This window comes from Streptomyces filipinensis, assembly GCF_014649495.1.
Lineage (GTDB): Bacteria > Actinomycetota > Actinomycetes > Streptomycetales > Streptomycetaceae > Streptomyces > Streptomyces filipinensis.
The window spans coordinates 18,051-34,316 of the sequence record NZ_BMTD01000009.1 but is presented as its reverse complement, the minus strand read 5'-3'; the positions used below and the strand labels follow the sequence as shown (position 1 = coordinate 34,316).

Here is a 16,266-nt window from a genome sequence, read left to right as displayed (position 1 = left end):
TCAGGGGTGTTGGGTGCGTATGGTGGTAGATCGTTTGATCCCATTTGCCCGGCGCCACCACAGAGCGCGCCGTGTGGCGCGTACTCTCCTTTGCCGTGGCGGACCGCATTGAGGCGGTCGTGAGCGAATCACGGAGTTGACGGGCGCGTGCCGAAGAGACTCCGGAAGGTTTCGCATTCGCATGTCCGTGTCCAGTGCTGATCAGTTCGTCGTGTCCGAGAACGAGCTCGAGAACGAACTCGTCGACGTGACGACCGAGGTCACCGAGGCCCCCGAGGCCCCCGACACCACCCCCCAGACCACCTTCGCCGACCTCGGCCTCCCCGAGGGCGTTGTGCGCAAGCTCGCACAGAACGGCGTGACGACCCCCTTCCCGATCCAGGCGGCGACCATCCCGGACGCCCTGGTCGGCAAGGACATCCTCGGCCGTGGCCGCACCGGCTCCGGCAAGACCCTCTCCTTCGGTCTGCCGACCCTGGCCCAGCTGGCCGGCGGCCGCACCGAGAAGAAGCGGCCCCGCGCCGTCATCCTCACCCCGACCCGTGAGCTGGCCATGCAGGTCGCGGACGCCCTCCAGCCGTACGGCGACGTCGTCGGCCTGAAGATGAAGGTCGTCTGCGGCGGCACCTCCATGGGCAACCAGATCTACGCCCTGGAGCGCGGTGTCGACATCCTCGTCGCCACCCCGGGCCGCCTGCGCGACATCATCAACCGCGGCGCCTGCTCCCTGGAGGACGTGCAGATCGCCGTCCTGGACGAGGCCGACCAGATGTCCGACCTGGGCTTCCTGCCCGAGGTCACCGAGCTGCTCGACCAGGTCCCGGCGGGCGGCCAGCGCATGCTCTTCTCCGCCACGATGGAGAACGAGATCCAGACCCTCGTCGACCGCTACCTGAACAGCCCCGTCTCCCACGAGGTGGACGCGGCCCAGGGCGCCGTCACGACGATGTCGCACCACATCCTCATCGTGAAGCCCAAGGACAAGGCGCCGGTCACCGCCGCGATCGCCTCCCGCAAGGGCCGCACGATCATCTTCGTCCGCACCCAGCTGGGCGCCGACCGCGTCGCCGAGCAGCTGCGCGAGGCCGGCGTGAAGGCCGACGCGCTGCACGGCGGCATGACCCAGGGCGCCCGCACCCGCACCCTGGCCGACTTCAAGGACGGTTACGTCAACGTCCTGGTCGCGACGGACGTCGCCGCGCGCGGCATCCACGTCGACGGCATCGACCTGGTCCTGAACGTGGACCCGGCCGGCGACCACAAGGACTACCTGCACCGCGCCGGCCGTACCGCCCGTGCGGGCCGTACCGGCACGGTCGTCTCGCTGTCCCTGCCGCACCAGCGGCGCCAGATCTTCCGTCTGATGGAGGACGCCGGCGTCGACGCCGCGCGCCACATCATCCAGGGTGGGGCCGCCTTCGACCCGGAGGTCGCCGAGATCACCGGCGCCCGCTCCATGACCGAGGTCCAGGCGGAGTCCGCGGGCAACGCGGCCCAGCAGGCCGAGCGTGAGGTCGCCCAGCTCACCAAGCAGCTGGAGCGCGCCCAGCGTCGTGCGACGGAGCTGCGCGAGGAGGCCGACCGGCTGGTGGCCCGGGTCGCCCGCGAGCGCGGCGAGGACCCCGAGGCCGCGGTGGCCGAGGCGCAGGCGACGGCGGCCGAGGAGCTCGCGGTGGCCGAGCAGCCGGCGGAGCGCGAGACCGAGCGCGAGGAGCGCCCGGCGGCCTCGGCGCCGTACGAGCGCCGGGAGCGCCGGACCTTCGACCGTGACCGTGGCGAGCGGGGCTTCGAGCGCCGCGACGAGCGGGGCGACCGGGGCGAGCGCGGTGGCCGTTCCTTCGAGCGGCGTGACGAGCGTCGCCCGTTCGACCGCGACCGTGGTGGTTTCGAGCGCCGTGACGACCGTGGTGGCCGTTCCTTCGAGCGTCGCGACGAGCGCCGTCCGTTCGACCGTGACCGTCGTGACGACCGCGGTGGCCGCTCCTTCGAGCGCCGCGACGACCGTGGCGGCTTCGAGCGCCGTGACGACCGTGGTGGCCGTTCCTTCGAGCGTCGCGACGAGCGCCGTCCGTTCGACCGTGACCGTCGTGACGACCGCGGTGGCCGTTCCTTCGAGCGCCGTGACGACCGTGGCGGCTTCCGTCGCGACGAGCGCGGCGGGCACCGGGGCAGCGACCGTCCGTTCAACCGCGACCGCCGCGACGACCGCCCGGGCTTCCGCTCCGGCGGCCACGAGCGCCCCTACGGCCGTCGTGACGACCACCGTGGCAACGGCTCCTTCGGCCGCCGTGAGGACAAGCCGCGCTGGAAGCGCAACGGCTGACGCCGAGTGACCTGACGAGGGCCCGTACGACTCCGGTCGTGCGGGCCCTTTTCCGTCACCGCGTGACGCATGTCACGCCCCCGTCGAGGGAATTGCTGGGGGCATGACAGAAGACGCGAGAGTGGGTGGGCTGTCGGACGAGGAGCGGCTGGCCCAGCTCGGCTACACACAGGTCCTCGCCCGGCGGATGTCGGCGTTCTCGAACTACGCCGTCTCCTTCACGATCATCTCGGTGCTGTCCGGCTGCCTGACCCTCTATCTCTTCGGCATGACCACCGGCGGGCCCGCGGTGATCACCTGGGGCTGGGTGGCGGTGGGTCTGATGACGCTGTTCGTCGGCCTCTCGATGGCCGAGATCTGTTCGGCGTACCCGACCTCGGCCGGCCTGTACTTCTGGGCCCACCGCCTCGCACCACCGCGCTCGGCGGCGGCCTGGGCCTGGTTCACCGGCTGGTTCAACGTGCTGGGCCAGGTCGCGGTGACCGCCGGCATCGACTTCGGTGCGGCCTCCTTCCTCGGCGCCTGGCTGAACCTGCAGTTCGGCTTCGAGGTGACCCCCGGCCGCACGGTCCTCCTGTTCGCGGCGATCCTCGTGCTGCACGGGCTGCTGAACACCTTCGGGGTGCGCATCGTCGCGTTCCTGAACAGCGTGAGCGTCTGGTGGCACGTCCTGGGCGTGGCGGTGATCGTCGGCGCGCTGGCGTTCGTCCCCGACCACCACCGGTCGGCGTCCTTCGTGTTCACGCACTTCGTCAACGAGACGGGCTGGGGCAGCGGCCCGTACGTCGTCCTCCTGGGCCTCCTCATGGCCCAGTACACCTTCACCGGCTACGACGCCTCCGCCCACATGACCGAGGAGACCCACGACGCGTCCACGGCCGGCCCGAAGGGCATCGTCCGCTCCATCTGGACGTCGTGGATCGCCGGCTTCGTGCTCCTGCTGGGCTTCACCTTCGCCATCCAGTCCTACGACGGGGAACTCGCCTCCCCGACGGGTGCGCCCCCGGCCCAGATCCTCCTGGACGCACTCGGCGCCACCACCGGCAAGCTCCTCCTCCTGGTCGTCATCGGCGCCCAGTTGTTCTGCGGCATGGCGTCCGTCACCGCCAACAGCCGCATGATCTACGCCTTTTCGCGCGACGGGGCGCTGCCGTTCTCCCGCCTGTGGCACACGGTCAGCCCGCGCACCCGCACCCCCGTGGCGGCGGTCTGGCTGGCCGCGCTGGGCGCCCTGGCCCTGGGCCTGCCGTATCTGATCAACTCGACGGCCTACGCGGCGGTGACGTCGATCGCGGTCATCGGCCTCTACATCGCGTACGTCATCCCGACCTTCCTGCGGGTCCGCAGGGGCGCCGCCTTCGAGCGCGGCCCCTGGCACCTGGGCCGTTGGTCGGGGGCGGTCGGCGTGGTCTCGGTGGCCTGGGTCGTGGTGATCACGGTTCTCTTCATGCTGCCGCAGGTCTCCCCGGTCACCTGGAAGACCTTCAACTACGCGCCCTTCGCCGTCCTCGTCGTCCTCGGCTTCGCGGCGGCCTGGTGGCTGGCCTCGGCCCGCCACTGGTTCCTTGCCGGGGAGCGGAGCGCCGCGCCGAGTCTGGTCGAAAAGTAACCATCCGGCCCGCTCTTCCCGTTCCGAACCCCACCCGACGCGGCCGGGTCACCGATACCCGATCGGAGACACGGCCTCGTCCGGCTATGCTCGGACAGGCAACATCGCCTGGGCCCTTAGCTCAATTGGCAGAGCAGTGGACTTTTAATCCATTGGTTGTGGGTTCGAGTCCCACAGGGCCTACGGCTGCGGGGGAGGGTTCACCCCCTCTGACCTGCTACGCAGCGTCCGGGTCGGCTTCGGCTGACCCGGACGCTGCTTTGTTTCAGGCTGCCGGACGCGGCCCGGGGACCGGATCCGGGGACGGGGACAGGCCGCGACCTCCACACGGTCGTGGCCTGTCCCGTTCAAGAAGAGGTCACCAGCAGAGCGAGCTAATCGTGTGGGTGTCGCACACGTGGGAGGGGGCGGCCGAAGCGGCACCCGCCGGGATCGCAAAGGCTGCAAGGAGCGCGGCGATGAAGAGTGCACTGATGTGTCGCATGGTGAGCGGTCCTTTCTGGGTCCTCCCGCCAGACGTGCGTCGTGGGGGAATGTGAGACCCAGGCTTGCGTAGACCCGCACACTCCGCATGTCGAACGCATACGGTCGGTGACCGCGGCCGCCGCTGCCCGGGCCGGTTCCGGCCGGCCCGGACGACGCTTCAGCGGCCTCGTGCGGGCCTCACGGGGTTTCGTACGGCGGGGTCTGCGGCTTGGAGTTCCGCCGGCTGTGCGCGGCATGCCGGGGCTTGGACACCTTGGACGAGACCTGGCCGACGATCTCCCAGAAACACACCAGAGCGGTGATCGGTGGAATTCCGAAGATGATCAGTGAAAGCGGTGAATGTGATGAATGGCTGACGCACAGGGCGACCGCCATGGCGGAGGCGCCCAGTACCACACCCCAGGATCTCCGCGCACTCCGACACTGCACGGTGGCCCGCAGAATGGAAAGAGCCGCCACGAGCCACGGCCCGTACACCGTCAGCGGCCACCACTGGGCGAGTCTCATCGGGAGTACCGAGGAGGCGGTGGCGCGGAGCTGGGTGTACGAATACGAGAACGACCAGCCCAACATGCAGATCGCGCACACCGAGATCGTCGCGATCAGGATCGTCACATGAGCGCTTCGGTTGTTCTCGGGCGAGCGGGGCTCCGTGCGGATCCGCCGGCGGGCCCGCCTGTGGCTGGACCGTTCGTGCGCCTGGTTCGGTTCGGGGTTCGCGCCGGATGCGGCGGACAGCATCTGGGCCAGCTCTTCGACCGGGTCCCACTCTATCTCGATCGTGCTGAACTCGGAGTCGCTGAAGACGTCTTCGTCCTGAATCCTGTCCATCACGTAAGTCCTATAGCCCCACCATCGCCTGCAGGTACTCAGTTTCCAGCTGGGTGATTCTCCTCAGGAACTCGTCGAGGAGATCTGAGCACCCGTCAAAGCGTGCGTCGCTGTCGTCGGGGTCCATCTGAAATGTGAGCGCCGAGCGAAGATACCCGGCCGCGAGCCTCTCAGTCCGTGTCACGACCGCCTAACGAGCCCCTCGGGCGGCGAGGGTGTCCGGCATTCGGGTGTTTCCGTGGCCCGAAAGCAGTATTCGGCGGGTCCTATGACAGCACATAGGGAAAATGCGAGTAGCCGGGAAATTTCATCCCGTGAATATAGTGGAGGTGGAATCGGCCGAGGCCCGGTGCTCAACGGGTGGGGCCGGTGCGCCCGTAGGCCCGAAGGAACGCCGCCACCCCACCGCCGATCAGGCGTTCCGTCTCCGCCTGAGGCAGCGGGCGGACGCCGTAGTTGGTGGACTGGACGATCGTGTGGGTGGTCAGGGCCACGAAGTGGGCGGCGGTCATCGCCGCGTCGCCGTGCAGGTCGAGCAGGCCGGTGTCGGCGAGTCGGCGCATCGCCTCGGCGAGGGCGCGGCCGACCGGTCCCGGGCCCGCCTCGTACCAGGCCTTGAGGACCTCCGGTGGCACATGGTCGGCCTCGGCGTGGATGTGGCGGACGAGGGCGAAGTGGTTCGGGTAGTCGGCCATGAGGCCGACGAAGGCGCGGGCCAGCGCGACCAGGACGCGTTCCAGGTCCCCGGCGCGCGGCGGCCTCTCGGGGTCCAGCACCGCGCGCAGGAGGGTCAGTTGGGCGTCGCGGACCTCGTTGGACGTCCAGGTCACCACGGTCTCGAAGAGCTGCGCCTTGCCGCCGGGGAAGTGGTTGTAGAGCGTGCGCGTGGAGATGCCCGCCTCGGCGGCCAGTGCGTCGACGGAGGCGCGCGTGTAGCCCTCGCGGCCGAAGAGCGTGCACGACGCGCTCGCGATCGCCATCTGCTTCTCCAGTCTGCGTGGTGAGACCTCGCGTCGCGCCTTAGCCAGCCGGGACTCGTTCGTCTCGCCCGCACCCGCCTCGCTCACGCCTGCCTCCTCGTGACCCGACTCGCCACCTGACCCGTCACCTGACCCGCCCTGACCCGCCACTCTACCGGAGTTACAACGCCCGTTGTAATTTTTACAACGGGCGTTGTACTTTGTGGTCCGGGGGGCCGCACCGGGCGGCCCTGCCACCGCACAAGGGGGACATCTGTGTCTGTCACCAGCAAGGAAGCCGTCACCGCCGCCGTGCCCGTCGGCGACGAGGCGCCGCTGCGCGTCGCCGTCCTCGTCGGCAGCGTCCGGGAGGGCCGGCAGGGCCGGGCCGTCGCCGACTGGTTCCTCGGCACCGCCGCCGGGGACGAGGGCCTGCACTTCGACGTCATCGACCTCGCCGAGACCCCCCTGCCGCTGGTGCTGCCCGGCTGGGGCGGCGCGCCGGGCCCCGAGGCCGCCGCCGTGCTGCGGGATGTCTCGCCACGGCTGGCCGCCGCCGACGCGTTCGTCGTCGTCACGCCCGAGTACAACCACAGCTTCCCGGCGTCCCTGAAGAACTTCATCGACTGGCACCACACCCAGTGGCACGCCAAGCCGGTGGGTTTCGTCTCGTACGGCGGCCTCGGTGGCGGGCTGCGCGCGGTCGAGCAACTCCGGCTGGTCTTCGCCGAACTGCACGCGACGACCGTGCGCGACTCGGTCAGCCTGCACGGGCCCTGGTCCGGTCTCGGTGAGGACGGCACACCGCGGGACGCGGCCGTGTGCGCCGGTGCCGCGAAGGGCATGCTCGGTCAACTCACCTGGTGGGCCCGGGCGTTGCGGACCGCGCGGGCCGAGCGCCCGTACGCGGGCTGAGGGCGGGGAAGGCAGCAGAGGTGGGGGAGATGCCTGCGCCCGCGCCCGCCGTGACCCCGGCCCGCCCGGCCCCGGCCCCGTCCACGGCCCTGAACCGCACCCTGGCCGTGACCGTCGTCGGCACCGTGATGGCGGTGCTCGACATGACGATCGTCAACGTCGCGCTGCGCCGGCTCTCGCAGTCCTTCGGTGCCTCGCTGCAGACGATCCAGTGGACCGCCACCGCGTACACGCTCGCACTGGCGGCCGTCGTCCCGACCGCCGCCTGGGCCATGGCCCGGATCGGCGCCAAGCGCACCTACATGACCGCCCTCACCCTGTTCACGCTGGGTTCGCTGCTCGCCGCGTGCGCCTGGGACGCGGGCAGCCTCATCGCCTTCCGGGCGGTGCAGGGACTCGGCGGCGGGCTGCTGCAGCCGGTCGGCATGGCGATGGTGATGGGCGCCGCCGACCGCAGCCGGCTCGGCCGCGCGATGGCCGTGGGCGGGCTGCCCGTCCTGGTCGGGCCGGTCGCCGGGCCGGTACTCGGCGGCTGGCTGGTCGACGCCGCCTCCTGGCACTGGATCTTCCTGGTCAACCTGCCCGTGGGCGCCCTGGCCCTGGCCCTCGCCCTACGGCTGCTGCCGCCGGACACGCCGGCGAACGGACCCGGGAAGACCACCGCCCGCCTCGATCTCCCCGGCCTGCTGATGCTTTCGCCCGGGCTGGCCCTGCTGCTGTACGGCCTGTCCCGCGGCGGTGAGCGCGGCGACTTCGGTGCGCCCGGTGCCCTCGTGCCGACGCTCGCCGGCGCCGCCCTCGCGGTGGCCTTCGTGCGGCGGGCGCTCACCGCCTCCGCACCGCTGCTGGACCTGCGGCTGCTGCGCGACCGCACCTTCGCCGCCGGCGCCGGCACCCTCGCGCTGTTCACGTGCGGCTACTTCGGCTCGATGCTGCTCGGCCCGCTGTACTGGCAGCAGGTGCGGGGCCTGAGCGCCACCGCGACCGGGCTGCTGGGCACTCCGGTCGGCCTCGTCGTTGGTGTGACGATGCAGATCGCGGCCCGCCGGATCGACCGGGTGGCCCCGCGCCGGCTGATCCCGGCCGGCATCGCGGTCGCCGCCCTCGGGATGGCCCTGCTGGCCTGGCAGTCCGGGGTGCCCGGGGTCGCGGCCTGGCGGATGGTCGCGTCGGCCATGGTGATGGGCGTCGGCACCGGCATGGTGCTGATGCCGACGATGACCACCGCGAGCCGGGAGCTGCCCGGGGAGCGGCTGCCCGCGGCGAGCACCGCGCTGAGCATCGACTCCCAGCTGGGCGCCTCCGTCGGCACGGCCGTCCTGTCGGTGGTGCTGGGCTCGGCGGGCATGCACCCGTCCGGGTTCCGCACCGCGTACGCGGTCGCGGCGGCGCTCCTGGCCCTTGCGGCCCTGCCCGCCCTGCGCCTCCCGGGCCGTGGTCATGCGCGGTGAGGGGCGGAACCTCCAAACCCCCTGCCCCTGCCCCTGCCCCTGACCCGGGCCAGGGCCCGGGCCGGCAGGCTGCGCCGGGGTCAGCCCGCGGTCAGTTCCGTCAGTTCCGTCAGGGGCAGGGTGTGGCTGGTCTGGAGGACCTTCGCGCGCAGGTAGCGGACGTTGTGGGCCGTGGTGAAGACGCCGGTCGGCACCCGGTCCCGTACGGCGACGCCCCGTGCGCGCAACTGCTCGGCCTTGTCGGGGTTGTTGGACAGCAGGTCCAGCTCGGTGATGCCGAGGGCGCTGAGCATCTGCGCGGCGGCGGTGTAGTCGCGGGCGTCCTCCGGCAGGCCGAGCGCGGCGTTCGCCTCGTAGGTGTCGAGGCCCTGGTCCTGGAGGGCGTAGGCGTCGAGCTTGTTGTAGAGGCCGATGCCGCGGCCCTCCTGGCGGAGGTAGAGCAGGACGCCTCCGGTGCCGGCGATGCGCTCGACCGCCTCCCGCAGCTGGGCTCCGCAGTCGCAGCGGGCCGAGCCGAAGACATCGCCGGTCAGGCACTCGGAGTGCAGGCGCACCAGCGGGACGGGGCCCGGGTCGCCGAGGACGACGGCGACATGCTCCTCGCCGTCGGCCAGGCCGTGGAAGGTGACGAGTTCGGAGTCCACGCTGTAGCCGTCGTGGAAGCGCAGCGGTACCCGGACGCGGGCGCGCGGCGTGGCGGCAGGGGTGTCGGGCATGCGGATCCCTCCGAGCGATTGCTTCAGATTTGAAGCAGCGATGCGCAGGACCCTACCCCATGCTTAAAAGTTAAAGCAATCGCTTTTCGCGCCTGGGGTGCCCGGGGTGGCTGGGATGCGTGGGGTCTGGGCGTGCCTGGAGTGGCTACGGCGACCGGCGTGGCTGGACCGGCGGGGACGACTCGGTCGACGAACAGGACGCCCGGCGCCGCCAGGGCACGTCCTCCGCCCCGGGCTCGGTGCCACCGCCCTGCAGCCCGCGCGCGATCCCGGTGCAGATCTCCTCCAGCTGCCCCACCTGCTCCGGAGAGAGCCGGTCGAACAGGGTGGCCCGCACGGTCTCCACGTGCCCGGGCGCCGCACGCTCCAGCACGGCCGTCCCCTCGTCCGTCAGTACGGCGATGCTGCTGCGCTTGTCCCAGCGGCAGTCCTCCCGGCGCACCAGCCCGTCCCGCTCCAGGCGGGTCACCGCGTACGTCAGCCGGCTGCGCGTGATCTTCAGCGTCTCGGCGAGATCGGTCATGCGCAGCCGCCGGTCGGGCGCGTCGGAGAGGTTGGCCAGCACGGAGTAGAACAGGTGTGGCATGCCGGCGTCCTGCTGGAGCTGTCGGTCGATCGCGTCCTCCAGGAGGTGCGTCGCGGCGAGGTACGCGCGCCAGGCGCGCTGCTCCTGGGGAGTGAGCCAGCGGGTCGTCATGCTGCCAGTGTAGGTTTGTTTCAAACTTGAACCAAGAGCCGGGAGAGCGCGCCGATGTCGTACCCCTATGTGCTGCTGTCCGCCGCCGTCTCCCTGGACGGCTATCTGGACGACACCGGCCCCGAACGACTGCTGCTGTCCAGTCCGGCCGACTTCGACCGGGTCGACGCGGTACGGGCCTCGGTCGACGCGATCCTGATCGGCGCCGGCACCATCCGTGCCGACAACCCCCGGCTGCTGGTCAACTCCGCCGAGCGCCGCGCGGCCCGCCTGGCCGAGGGCAGGCCGGAGTACCCGCTGAAGGTGACCGTCACCGCCACCGGCGACCTCGATCCCGACGCCAACTTCTGGCACACCGGCGGCGACAAGCTCGTCTACACGACCGACCGGGGCGCCGAACAGGCCGCCCACCGCCTCGGCGACGCCGCCGGCATCGTCCCGCTCGGCCCCGGCCTCGACTGGCGCGCCCTGCTGAGCCACCTGCACGACGTGCGCGGCGTACGGCGCCTGATGGTCGAGGGCGGCGGCACGGTCCACACCCAGCTGCTCCAGCTGGGCCTCGCCGACGAGCTCCAGCTGGTCCTGGCCCCGCTGTTCGTCGGCGACCCGGCCGCCCCCCGCCTGTTCGGTCCGGGCACCTTCCAGGCCGGCCGGCTGCGTCTGACGGAAACCCGCCGTATCGAGGACGTGGTCCTCATGCGCTACGAGCCCACCGCCCCCGGCACCGGCCCGGTCCCCACCGCCGCCGACCGGCACTGGCTGCGGACCGCCTGCCGGCTGGCGGAGCGGTGTCCGGTCTCGGAGACGGCGTTCAGTGTCGGTGCGGTGGTGGTCGCCGCCGATGGCACGGAGCTCGCCCGGGGCCACTCGCGGGAGGGGGGCGACCCCGTGGTCCACGCCGAGGAGGCGGCGCTCGCGAAGATCGATCCGGCGGATCCCCGGCTGGCCGGCGCCACGGTCTACAGCAGTCTGGAGCCGTGCGCCCGGCGTGCCTCGCGGCCGGCGCCGTGTGCCGCGCTGATTCTGCGGGCGGGGGTGCGCAGGGTGGTCACGGCCTGGCGGGAGCCGGACACGTTCGTTTCCTCGGCCGACGGGACGGGCGTCCTGGTCAAGGGCGGTGCCGAGGTGGTCGTACTGCCGGAACTGGAGGCGCTTGCCAAGGCGCCGAACACCCACCTGCTCGGGTGAGGCGGCCAAGCGGCACGGCGGACACGGCCCCGCGCCCCTTCGGGGGCGGGGCGGCCCGGTCGGCCGGGAAAACACTCAGGGCCGGAAACCATCACTGGCTTCCGGCCCTGAGCCTTGAGTAGCGGGGACAGGATTTGAACCTGCGACCTCTGGGTTATGAGCCCAGCGAGCTACCGAGCTGCTCCACCCCGCGTCGTTGTGACTCCAGAGTACCTCATGTTCAGGGCGTCACGCACACGGCTTGTCCCGGGGCGCCGGCCGCCCGCTCGCCCGGGGCGGTCCACCGCCCCCGTTCCCGTGGTCACCCTCACCGACGGTGACCGGACGGCAGCCCTCCGCATAACATCTGAGTCACCATCAAAAACGCCGAGACTCCTGAACGCAGGCCAACTCGCCCGGTTTGCCGCACTCCTGACCGGTAAGTCCGGCCCGGGAAACGTTAATGATCAAGCCGAACGGCTTGGAAAGTAACCAGCAGGTCTATTAACGTTCGATAACGCAGCGCGGTCGTCCCAGCCGTCACAAGAGGCGGCTCCGCGCGCACGCGCCGAATCCCGCAAGGGAACCGGGGAACCACCAACCCTGGGGTGAATCTCGCGGCTGCCGCACTGAACTCGGTGAACTCACGGAGTCCACGCCCGGTATACGCGCGTAGGAGACCTTCCTGCTCCGAACCCGTCAGCTAACCCGGTAGGCGGAGGAAGGAAAGGAGTACGCCCGCGTGGCGTCCAACCGGCCTGCCCCAGAAGCCCCGTTCATGCCCGCGGAGGCCGAGCCCGAGACCTTCGGCTACGGCGCCTACCGCACCGAAGAGGGCCCCTGGGAGGAGTGGAACCCCACCGAGGAATCCCTCGCCCCCGTCCGTGGCCGGCACCGTGTCGCCAAGCAGCGCGGCGGCTTCGCGCGCAGCTCCACCGTCCTCGGCGTCGGCGTGGTGGCCGCCGTCGGTGCGGGCGGCATGGCCAGCGCCAACACCGGCAAGCCGCCGGTCTCCATATCCCTGCCGGACCTGGACTCCGTCAGCCACCTCTTCGGCGACGACTCCTCCGACACGCACCAGGCGCATGCCACCGCGCTCAGCAGCGCCGGCGTGACCTCGGCCGACAGCAAGGACTCCGACGCGGGCGAGACCCTGCGCAACCGGATCATGGCCCAGGCCGAGCAGCAGCGGAGCAAGGCCGACAGCAAGGCCACCGCCGTCGCGCTCGCCGCCGCCGAGAAGCAGACCGCCGACACCGCGGCCAAGGCGGAGCAGGACGCCGCCGCCAAGGCCGCCGCCGCCAAGCAGAAGGCCGAGGCCGACGCCAAGAAGGCGGCCGAGGCCAAGCGCCTGGCCGAGCTGGCCAAGCAGTACCAGCTGCCCGTCGTCTCGTACACGATCACCGGCACCTTCGGCCAGCCCGGCGCCATGTGGTCCTCCGGCTACCACACCGGACTCGACTTCGCCGCCCCCACCGGCACCCTCATCAAGGCCATCCACAGCGGCACGATCACCCAGGCGGGCTGGGCCGGCGCCTACGGCTACCGCACCGTCCTCACCCTGGACGACGGCACCGAGCTGTGGTTCTGCCACCAGTCCTCGATCAACGTCTCCGTCGGCCAGAAGGTCTCCACCGGCGAGGTCATCGGCCGTATCGGCGCCACCGGCAACGTCACCGGCCCGCACCTGCACCTGGAGGTCCACCCCGGCGGCCAGGCCACCGGCATCGACCCGGCACCGTGGCTGCGGGACAAGGGGCTCACCCCCTGACCCTCCCGCCCGCGCCATCGGTGTCATCCGTGCCACCGGTGGTATCCGTGGCAGCCGTGTGAAACGTGTGAAATCGACGCCGGCGACGGAATGCGATCATCCGTCGCCGGTGTTGACGTGAAGCATGACTTCTCTGCGCACGCTCGGTTCCTCCGACCTCAAGGTCTTCCCGCTCTCCCTGGGCGGCAACGTCTTCGGCTGGACCGCCGACGAGGAGACCTCCTTCGCCGTCCTCGACGCCTACACGGCCGCGGGCGGCAACTTCCTCGACACCGCCGACGCCTACTCCGCCTGGGTCGAGGGCAACAAGGGCGGTGAGTCCGAGACGATCATCGGCAAGTGGGTCAAGGCCCGCGGCAACCGCGACAGCGTCGTCATCGCCACCAAGGTCAGCCAGCACCCCGAGTACCAGGGCCTGTCCGCGGCCAACATCAAGGCCGCCGCCGACGCCTCCCTGCGCCGCCTGGGCACCGACCACATCGACCTCTACTACACCCACTTCGACAAGCCAGAGGTGCCGGTCGAGGAGATCATCGGCGCGCTGGACGAGCTGGTGAAGGCGGGCAAGGTCCGGCACATCGCCGCCTCCAACATCACCCCCGAGCGCCTGCAGGCCTCCCTGGACTTCTCCGCCCGCGAGGGCCTGGCCCGCTATGTCGCCCTGCAGCCCCACTACAACCTGGTCTCCCGCGACACCTACGAGGGCCCGCTGCAGGACCTGGCCGCCAGGGAAGGCCTGTCCGCGGTGCCCTACTTCTCCCTGGCCTCGGGCTTCCTCACCGGCAAGTACCGCCCCGGTACCCAGGTCGACAGCGCCCGGGCCGGCTCCGCGGCGAAGCACGCCGACTCCGAGCGCGGCCGGAAGGTGCTGGCGGCCCTGGACGAGGTCGCCGCCGCCCACGAGGCGCCCGTCGCCACGGTCGCCCTCGCCTGGCTGGCCGCCCAGCCGACGATCACGGCCCCGATCGCCTCGGCCCGCACGGTGGATCAGCTCCCGGCCCTGCTGGGAGTGGCGGAGCTGAGGCTTACGGAAGCGGAGCTGGCGAAGCTGACGGAAGCGTCCGCGTGACCTTCCCGGCCAAACGGCGGACTCCCCGCGACCCGGCCGGCTACGACCGGTACGGGTTGTCCGCGGGATACGGCCCCGCCGGATACCCGTACGCCGTGGGTATCGGCGCCGCCGGATAGCCGTACGCCGGCCCGTACGCCACAGGCAGCTGCGGTGCCCAGTACACCGGTGCCGGAACAGAGGCCCTGGCCGCGTACTCCAGGGCCGGCCGGGCCGCTTCCCTCCGGTTCCACAGCTCGTCCAGCAGCTCCCGCTCCCGTACGACGAAGTCCGCCCCGGCCTTTCCCCTGCGGCCCCGCTGCCGCAGGGACGCCAGCGACGTCGCGTACGCCTCGTACTGCGCCACGGCCCGTGCCGCGGGGCGGCCGGCGTGGTGGCGGGCGTAGTCACGGGCCATCCGGCGCGCCCGCATCGACCCGAGCGCGAACGGCTCGGCGGGCCCGAGCCACCCGGCCGGCACATACGCCGGCAGCTCCTCGCGCACGGTCCGCAGCTCCCGCTGCCGCGTCCAGATCGCGAGCCAGGTCAGCAGCCCGAACACGGGCACCATGAAGCCGCCGTAGACGGCGAAGAACCCGAACTCGCCGAACGTGGAGGAGCCGTTCCAGAAGGCGTGCATGCTCATCGCGAGCAGCAGACCGCAGACCGGCAGCAGCGCCCGCCGCACCCGCTGCCGCTCGGCGGAGAGCGCGGCGATGCCGAAGCCGAGGCCGGTCAGGGTGGTGAACAGGGGGTGCGCGAACGGGGACATCACGATGCGCACGAAGAAGGTGGCGGCGGTGACGGAGGCGATGCCGCTGCCGCCGGTCAGCTGGTCGGTCCCGAAGGCCGTGCCCAGGTAGAGGATGTTCTCGGTGAACGCGAAGCCGGTGGCGGTGATCCCGGCTATCACCATCCCGTCCACGATCCCGGTGAAGTCACGTCTGCGGAAGAGGAAGACCAGCAGCACGGCGGCGGCCTTGGCGGACTCCTCCACGATGGGCGCTATCACGGTGGCGCCGAGGGTGTTGGCACTGGCCGGGTCGGCGGTGGCGGTGGCTATCCACTTGGTCGCGAAGCTGTTGGCGACGATGGCTATCAGCGCCGCCGCGCACGCTCCCCAGGCGAAGGCGAAGACCAGGTTCCGCCAGGGGCCCGGCTCCACCCGGTCCAGCCAGCGGAACGCGGCTATGAGCCAGGGCACGGGCAGCATGGCCAGCCCGAGCCCGACGAGGAACCCCTCCGTGCCGGTCTGCCTGCGCACCAGCGCGAGGATGACCAGCCCGGACAGCGCCAGCAGGGTGATCAGCGCCCCGTACCGCACCCACCTGCGCTGCCACCAGTGCGGATGGCGGAGCACAAGGCCCTCGGGGCCCGGCGGGTACGGCGGAAACGGAGGACTGGTGGCCACGGCATCGACCCTAACGGTGACGGGACGAGGGGCTGGAGCGGATTATCGGTCCCGGTGCGGTACGCGGCGGAAGAGCAGATCGTTCACGACGTGTCCCTTGTCCAGTCCCTGTCCCTCGAAACGTGTCAGCGGACGGAACGCGGGACGCGCCGCGAAACCGCCGTCCGCCTGCGTGTTCTCGAAGTCGGGGTGTGCGCTGAGCACCTGGAGCATCTGCTCGGCGTACGGCTCCCAGTCGGTCGCGCAGTGCACGACGGCGCCGGGCTTGAGCCGGGTCGCGGCGAGCGTCAGGAACTCGGGCTGGATGAGCCGCCGCTTGTGATGCCGCTTCTTGGGCCAGGGGTCGGGGAAGTAGACCCGCAGGCCGTCGAGCGAGTCGGGGGCGAGCATCTCCCTGAGCAGGATGATCGCGTCGCCGTTGGCCACCCGGACGTTGGACAGGCCCATCCGGTCGGCGAGGCCCAGCAGATTGCCCTGGCCCGGGGTGTGCACGTCGACGGCGAGGATGTCGGTGTCCGGGTCGGCGGCGGCCATCCGCGCGGTGGCCTCGCCCATCCCGAACCCGATCTCCAGCACCACCGGGCTGTCGTTCCCGAACAGCTCACCCAGGTCGATGACCCGCTGTCCGTCGATGTCGAGCCCCCACGCGGGCCACAGCCGCTGCAGCGCGTCGGCCTGCCCGGCGGTCACCCGGCTGCGCCGCGGCTGGAAACTCCGGATCCGCCGCTCGAAGTGCGACCCGGCGGGATCCGCCCTGGGGCCGTCGGGAAACCGCGGCTCCCCCTTGGCCCGGGTATGCCGGACGGAGACGCCGGGGGTGTGGGGGGTCGGCGAGGGGGCTTCGGGGGCATTGAGGAAGTCAGACACAGTAGGACAGATTTT

At 71.3% G+C, this 16,266-nt stretch carries 13 protein-coding genes, 2 tRNA genes and 1 riboswitch; of the genes, 8 read left to right on the top strand and 7 right to left on the bottom strand.

The annotated features are described in order from the left end of the window. Window positions 1-181 precede the first annotated feature (181 nt). The 3 genes from IE244_RS20600 to IE244_RS20590 all read left to right on the top strand — a co-directional run bounded on the left by IE244_RS20600 (window position 182) and on the right by IE244_RS20590 (window position 4,115). Complete coding sequence (locus IE244_RS20600) at window positions 182-2,323, top strand: DEAD/DEAH box helicase (protein ID WP_191875043.1); 2,142 nt, start codon at window positions 182-184, stop codon at window positions 2,321-2,323. Between the two features lie 103 nt (window positions 2,324-2,426). Further along, window positions 2,427-3,932, top strand: coding sequence for an amino acid permease (locus IE244_RS20595; protein ID WP_191875042.1), 1,506 nt, complete (start codon window positions 2,427-2,429; stop codon window positions 3,930-3,932). A gap of 110 nt (window positions 3,933-4,042) precedes the next feature. Next, window positions 4,043-4,115, top strand: a tRNA-Lys gene (locus IE244_RS20590). 480 nt (window positions 4,116-4,595) lie between these two features. Here IE244_RS20590 and IE244_RS20585 read toward each other — a convergent pair. Both IE244_RS20585 and IE244_RS20580 read right to left on the bottom strand, forming a co-directional pair. After that, a complete protein-coding gene (locus IE244_RS20585) occupies window positions 4,596-5,249 on the bottom strand; it encodes a DUF2637 domain-containing protein (RefSeq protein WP_191875041.1) in 654 nt (217 codons plus the stop codon). A 353-nt stretch (window positions 5,250-5,602) separates the two neighbouring features. Next, the gene (locus IE244_RS20580; RefSeq protein WP_229854246.1) at window positions 5,603-6,316 is read right to left on the bottom strand and encodes a TetR/AcrR family transcriptional regulator; all 714 of its coding nucleotides are present in this window, start codon (window positions 6,314-6,316) and stop codon (window positions 5,603-5,605) included. Between the two features lie 168 nt (window positions 6,317-6,484). Between IE244_RS20580 and IE244_RS20575 the strand changes: the two genes are divergently transcribed. Both IE244_RS20575 and IE244_RS20570 read left to right on the top strand, forming a co-directional pair. Next, the gene (locus IE244_RS20575; RefSeq protein WP_229854245.1) at window positions 6,485-7,123 is read left to right on the top strand and encodes an NADPH-dependent FMN reductase; all 639 of its coding nucleotides are present in this window, start codon (window positions 6,485-6,487) and stop codon (window positions 7,121-7,123) included. 29 nt (window positions 7,124-7,152) lie between these two features. Beyond that, complete coding sequence (locus tag IE244_RS20570) at window positions 7,153-8,574, top strand: DHA2 family efflux MFS transporter permease subunit (protein ID WP_191875040.1); 1,422 nt, start codon at window positions 7,153-7,155, stop codon at window positions 8,572-8,574. 80 nt (window positions 8,575-8,654) lie between these two features. On the opposite strand, the gene IE244_RS20565 is transcribed toward IE244_RS20570, so the two are convergent. Next, the gene (locus IE244_RS20565; RefSeq protein ID WP_191875039.1) at window positions 8,655-9,290 is read right to left on the bottom strand and encodes a GTP cyclohydrolase II; all 636 of its coding nucleotides are present in this window, start codon (window positions 9,288-9,290) and stop codon (window positions 8,655-8,657) included. A gap of 145 nt (window positions 9,291-9,435) precedes the next feature. Continuing rightward, complete coding sequence (locus tag IE244_RS20560; RefSeq protein WP_191875038.1) at window positions 9,436-9,987, bottom strand: MarR family winged helix-turn-helix transcriptional regulator; 552 nt, start codon at window positions 9,985-9,987, stop codon at window positions 9,436-9,438. A gap of 54 nt (window positions 9,988-10,041) precedes the next feature. Here IE244_RS20560 and IE244_RS20555 point away from each other — a divergent pair, with 54 nt between their 5' ends. Continuing rightward, window positions 10,042-11,175, top strand: coding sequence for a dihydrofolate reductase family protein (locus tag IE244_RS20555; protein WP_191875037.1), 1,134 nt, complete (start codon window positions 10,042-10,044; stop codon window positions 11,173-11,175). A gap of 119 nt (window positions 11,176-11,294) precedes the next feature. Here IE244_RS20555 and IE244_RS20550 read toward each other — a convergent pair. Then, window positions 11,295-11,368, bottom strand: a tRNA-Met gene (locus tag IE244_RS20550). Window positions 11,369-11,710: 342 nt separating this feature from the next. Beyond that, window positions 11,711-11,887, top strand: a riboswitch (cyclic di-AMP (ydaO/yuaA leader). Window positions 11,888-11,896: 9 nt separating this feature from the next. On the opposite strand from IE244_RS20550, the gene IE244_RS20545 reads away from it, so the two are divergent. Beyond that, window positions 11,897-12,925 (top strand): M23 family metallopeptidase, encoded by a 1,029-nt coding sequence (locus IE244_RS20545; protein WP_031164697.1) that lies wholly within the window; start codon window positions 11,897-11,899, stop codon window positions 12,923-12,925. Window positions 12,926-13,049: 124 nt separating this feature from the next. After that, window positions 13,050-13,994, top strand: a complete 945-nt coding sequence (locus tag IE244_RS20540; RefSeq protein ID WP_191875036.1) for an aldo/keto reductase — start codon at window positions 13,050-13,052, stop codon at window positions 13,992-13,994. A gap of 40 nt (window positions 13,995-14,034) precedes the next feature. Here IE244_RS20540 and IE244_RS20535 read toward each other — a convergent pair whose 3' ends face one another. Next, window positions 14,035-15,384, bottom strand: a complete 1,350-nt coding sequence (locus IE244_RS20535; RefSeq protein WP_191875035.1) for a PrsW family intramembrane metalloprotease — start codon at window positions 15,382-15,384, stop codon at window positions 14,035-14,037. Window positions 15,385-15,426: 42 nt separating this feature from the next. Beyond that, window positions 15,427-16,251 (bottom strand): tRNA (guanosine(46)-N7)-methyltransferase TrmB, encoded by an 825-nt coding sequence (gene trmB / locus IE244_RS20530; protein WP_191875034.1) that lies wholly within the window; start codon window positions 16,249-16,251, stop codon window positions 15,427-15,429. Window positions 16,252-16,266: the final 15 nt, after the last annotated feature.

Excerpts from the sequence above, each read along its gene's own strand:
- IE244_RS20600 (WP_191875043.1), top strand. The coding sequence starts at position 182 with ATGTCCGTGTCCAGTGCTGATCAGTTCGTCGTGTCCGAGAACGAGCTC.
- IE244_RS20595 (WP_191875042.1), top strand. The coding sequence starts at position 2,427 with ATGACAGAAGACGCGAGAGTGGGTGGGCTGTCGGACGAGGAGCGGCTG.
- IE244_RS20585 (WP_191875041.1), bottom strand. The coding sequence starts at position 5,249 with ATGGACAGGATTCAGGACGAAGACGTCTTCAGCGACTCCGAGTTCAGC.
- IE244_RS20570 (WP_191875040.1), top strand. The coding sequence starts at position 7,153 with ATGCCTGCGCCCGCGCCCGCCGTGACCCCGGCCCGCCCGGCCCCGGCC.
- IE244_RS20565 (WP_191875039.1), bottom strand. The coding sequence starts at position 9,290 with ATGCCCGACACCCCTGCCGCCACGCCGCGCGCCCGCGTCCGGGTACCG.
- IE244_RS20560 (WP_191875038.1), bottom strand. The coding sequence starts at position 9,987 with ATGACGACCCGCTGGCTCACTCCCCAGGAGCAGCGCGCCTGGCGCGCG.
- IE244_RS20555 (WP_191875037.1), top strand. The coding sequence starts at position 10,042 with ATGTCGTACCCCTATGTGCTGCTGTCCGCCGCCGTCTCCCTGGACGGC.
- IE244_RS20540 (WP_191875036.1), top strand. The coding sequence starts at position 13,050 with ATGACTTCTCTGCGCACGCTCGGTTCCTCCGACCTCAAGGTCTTCCCG.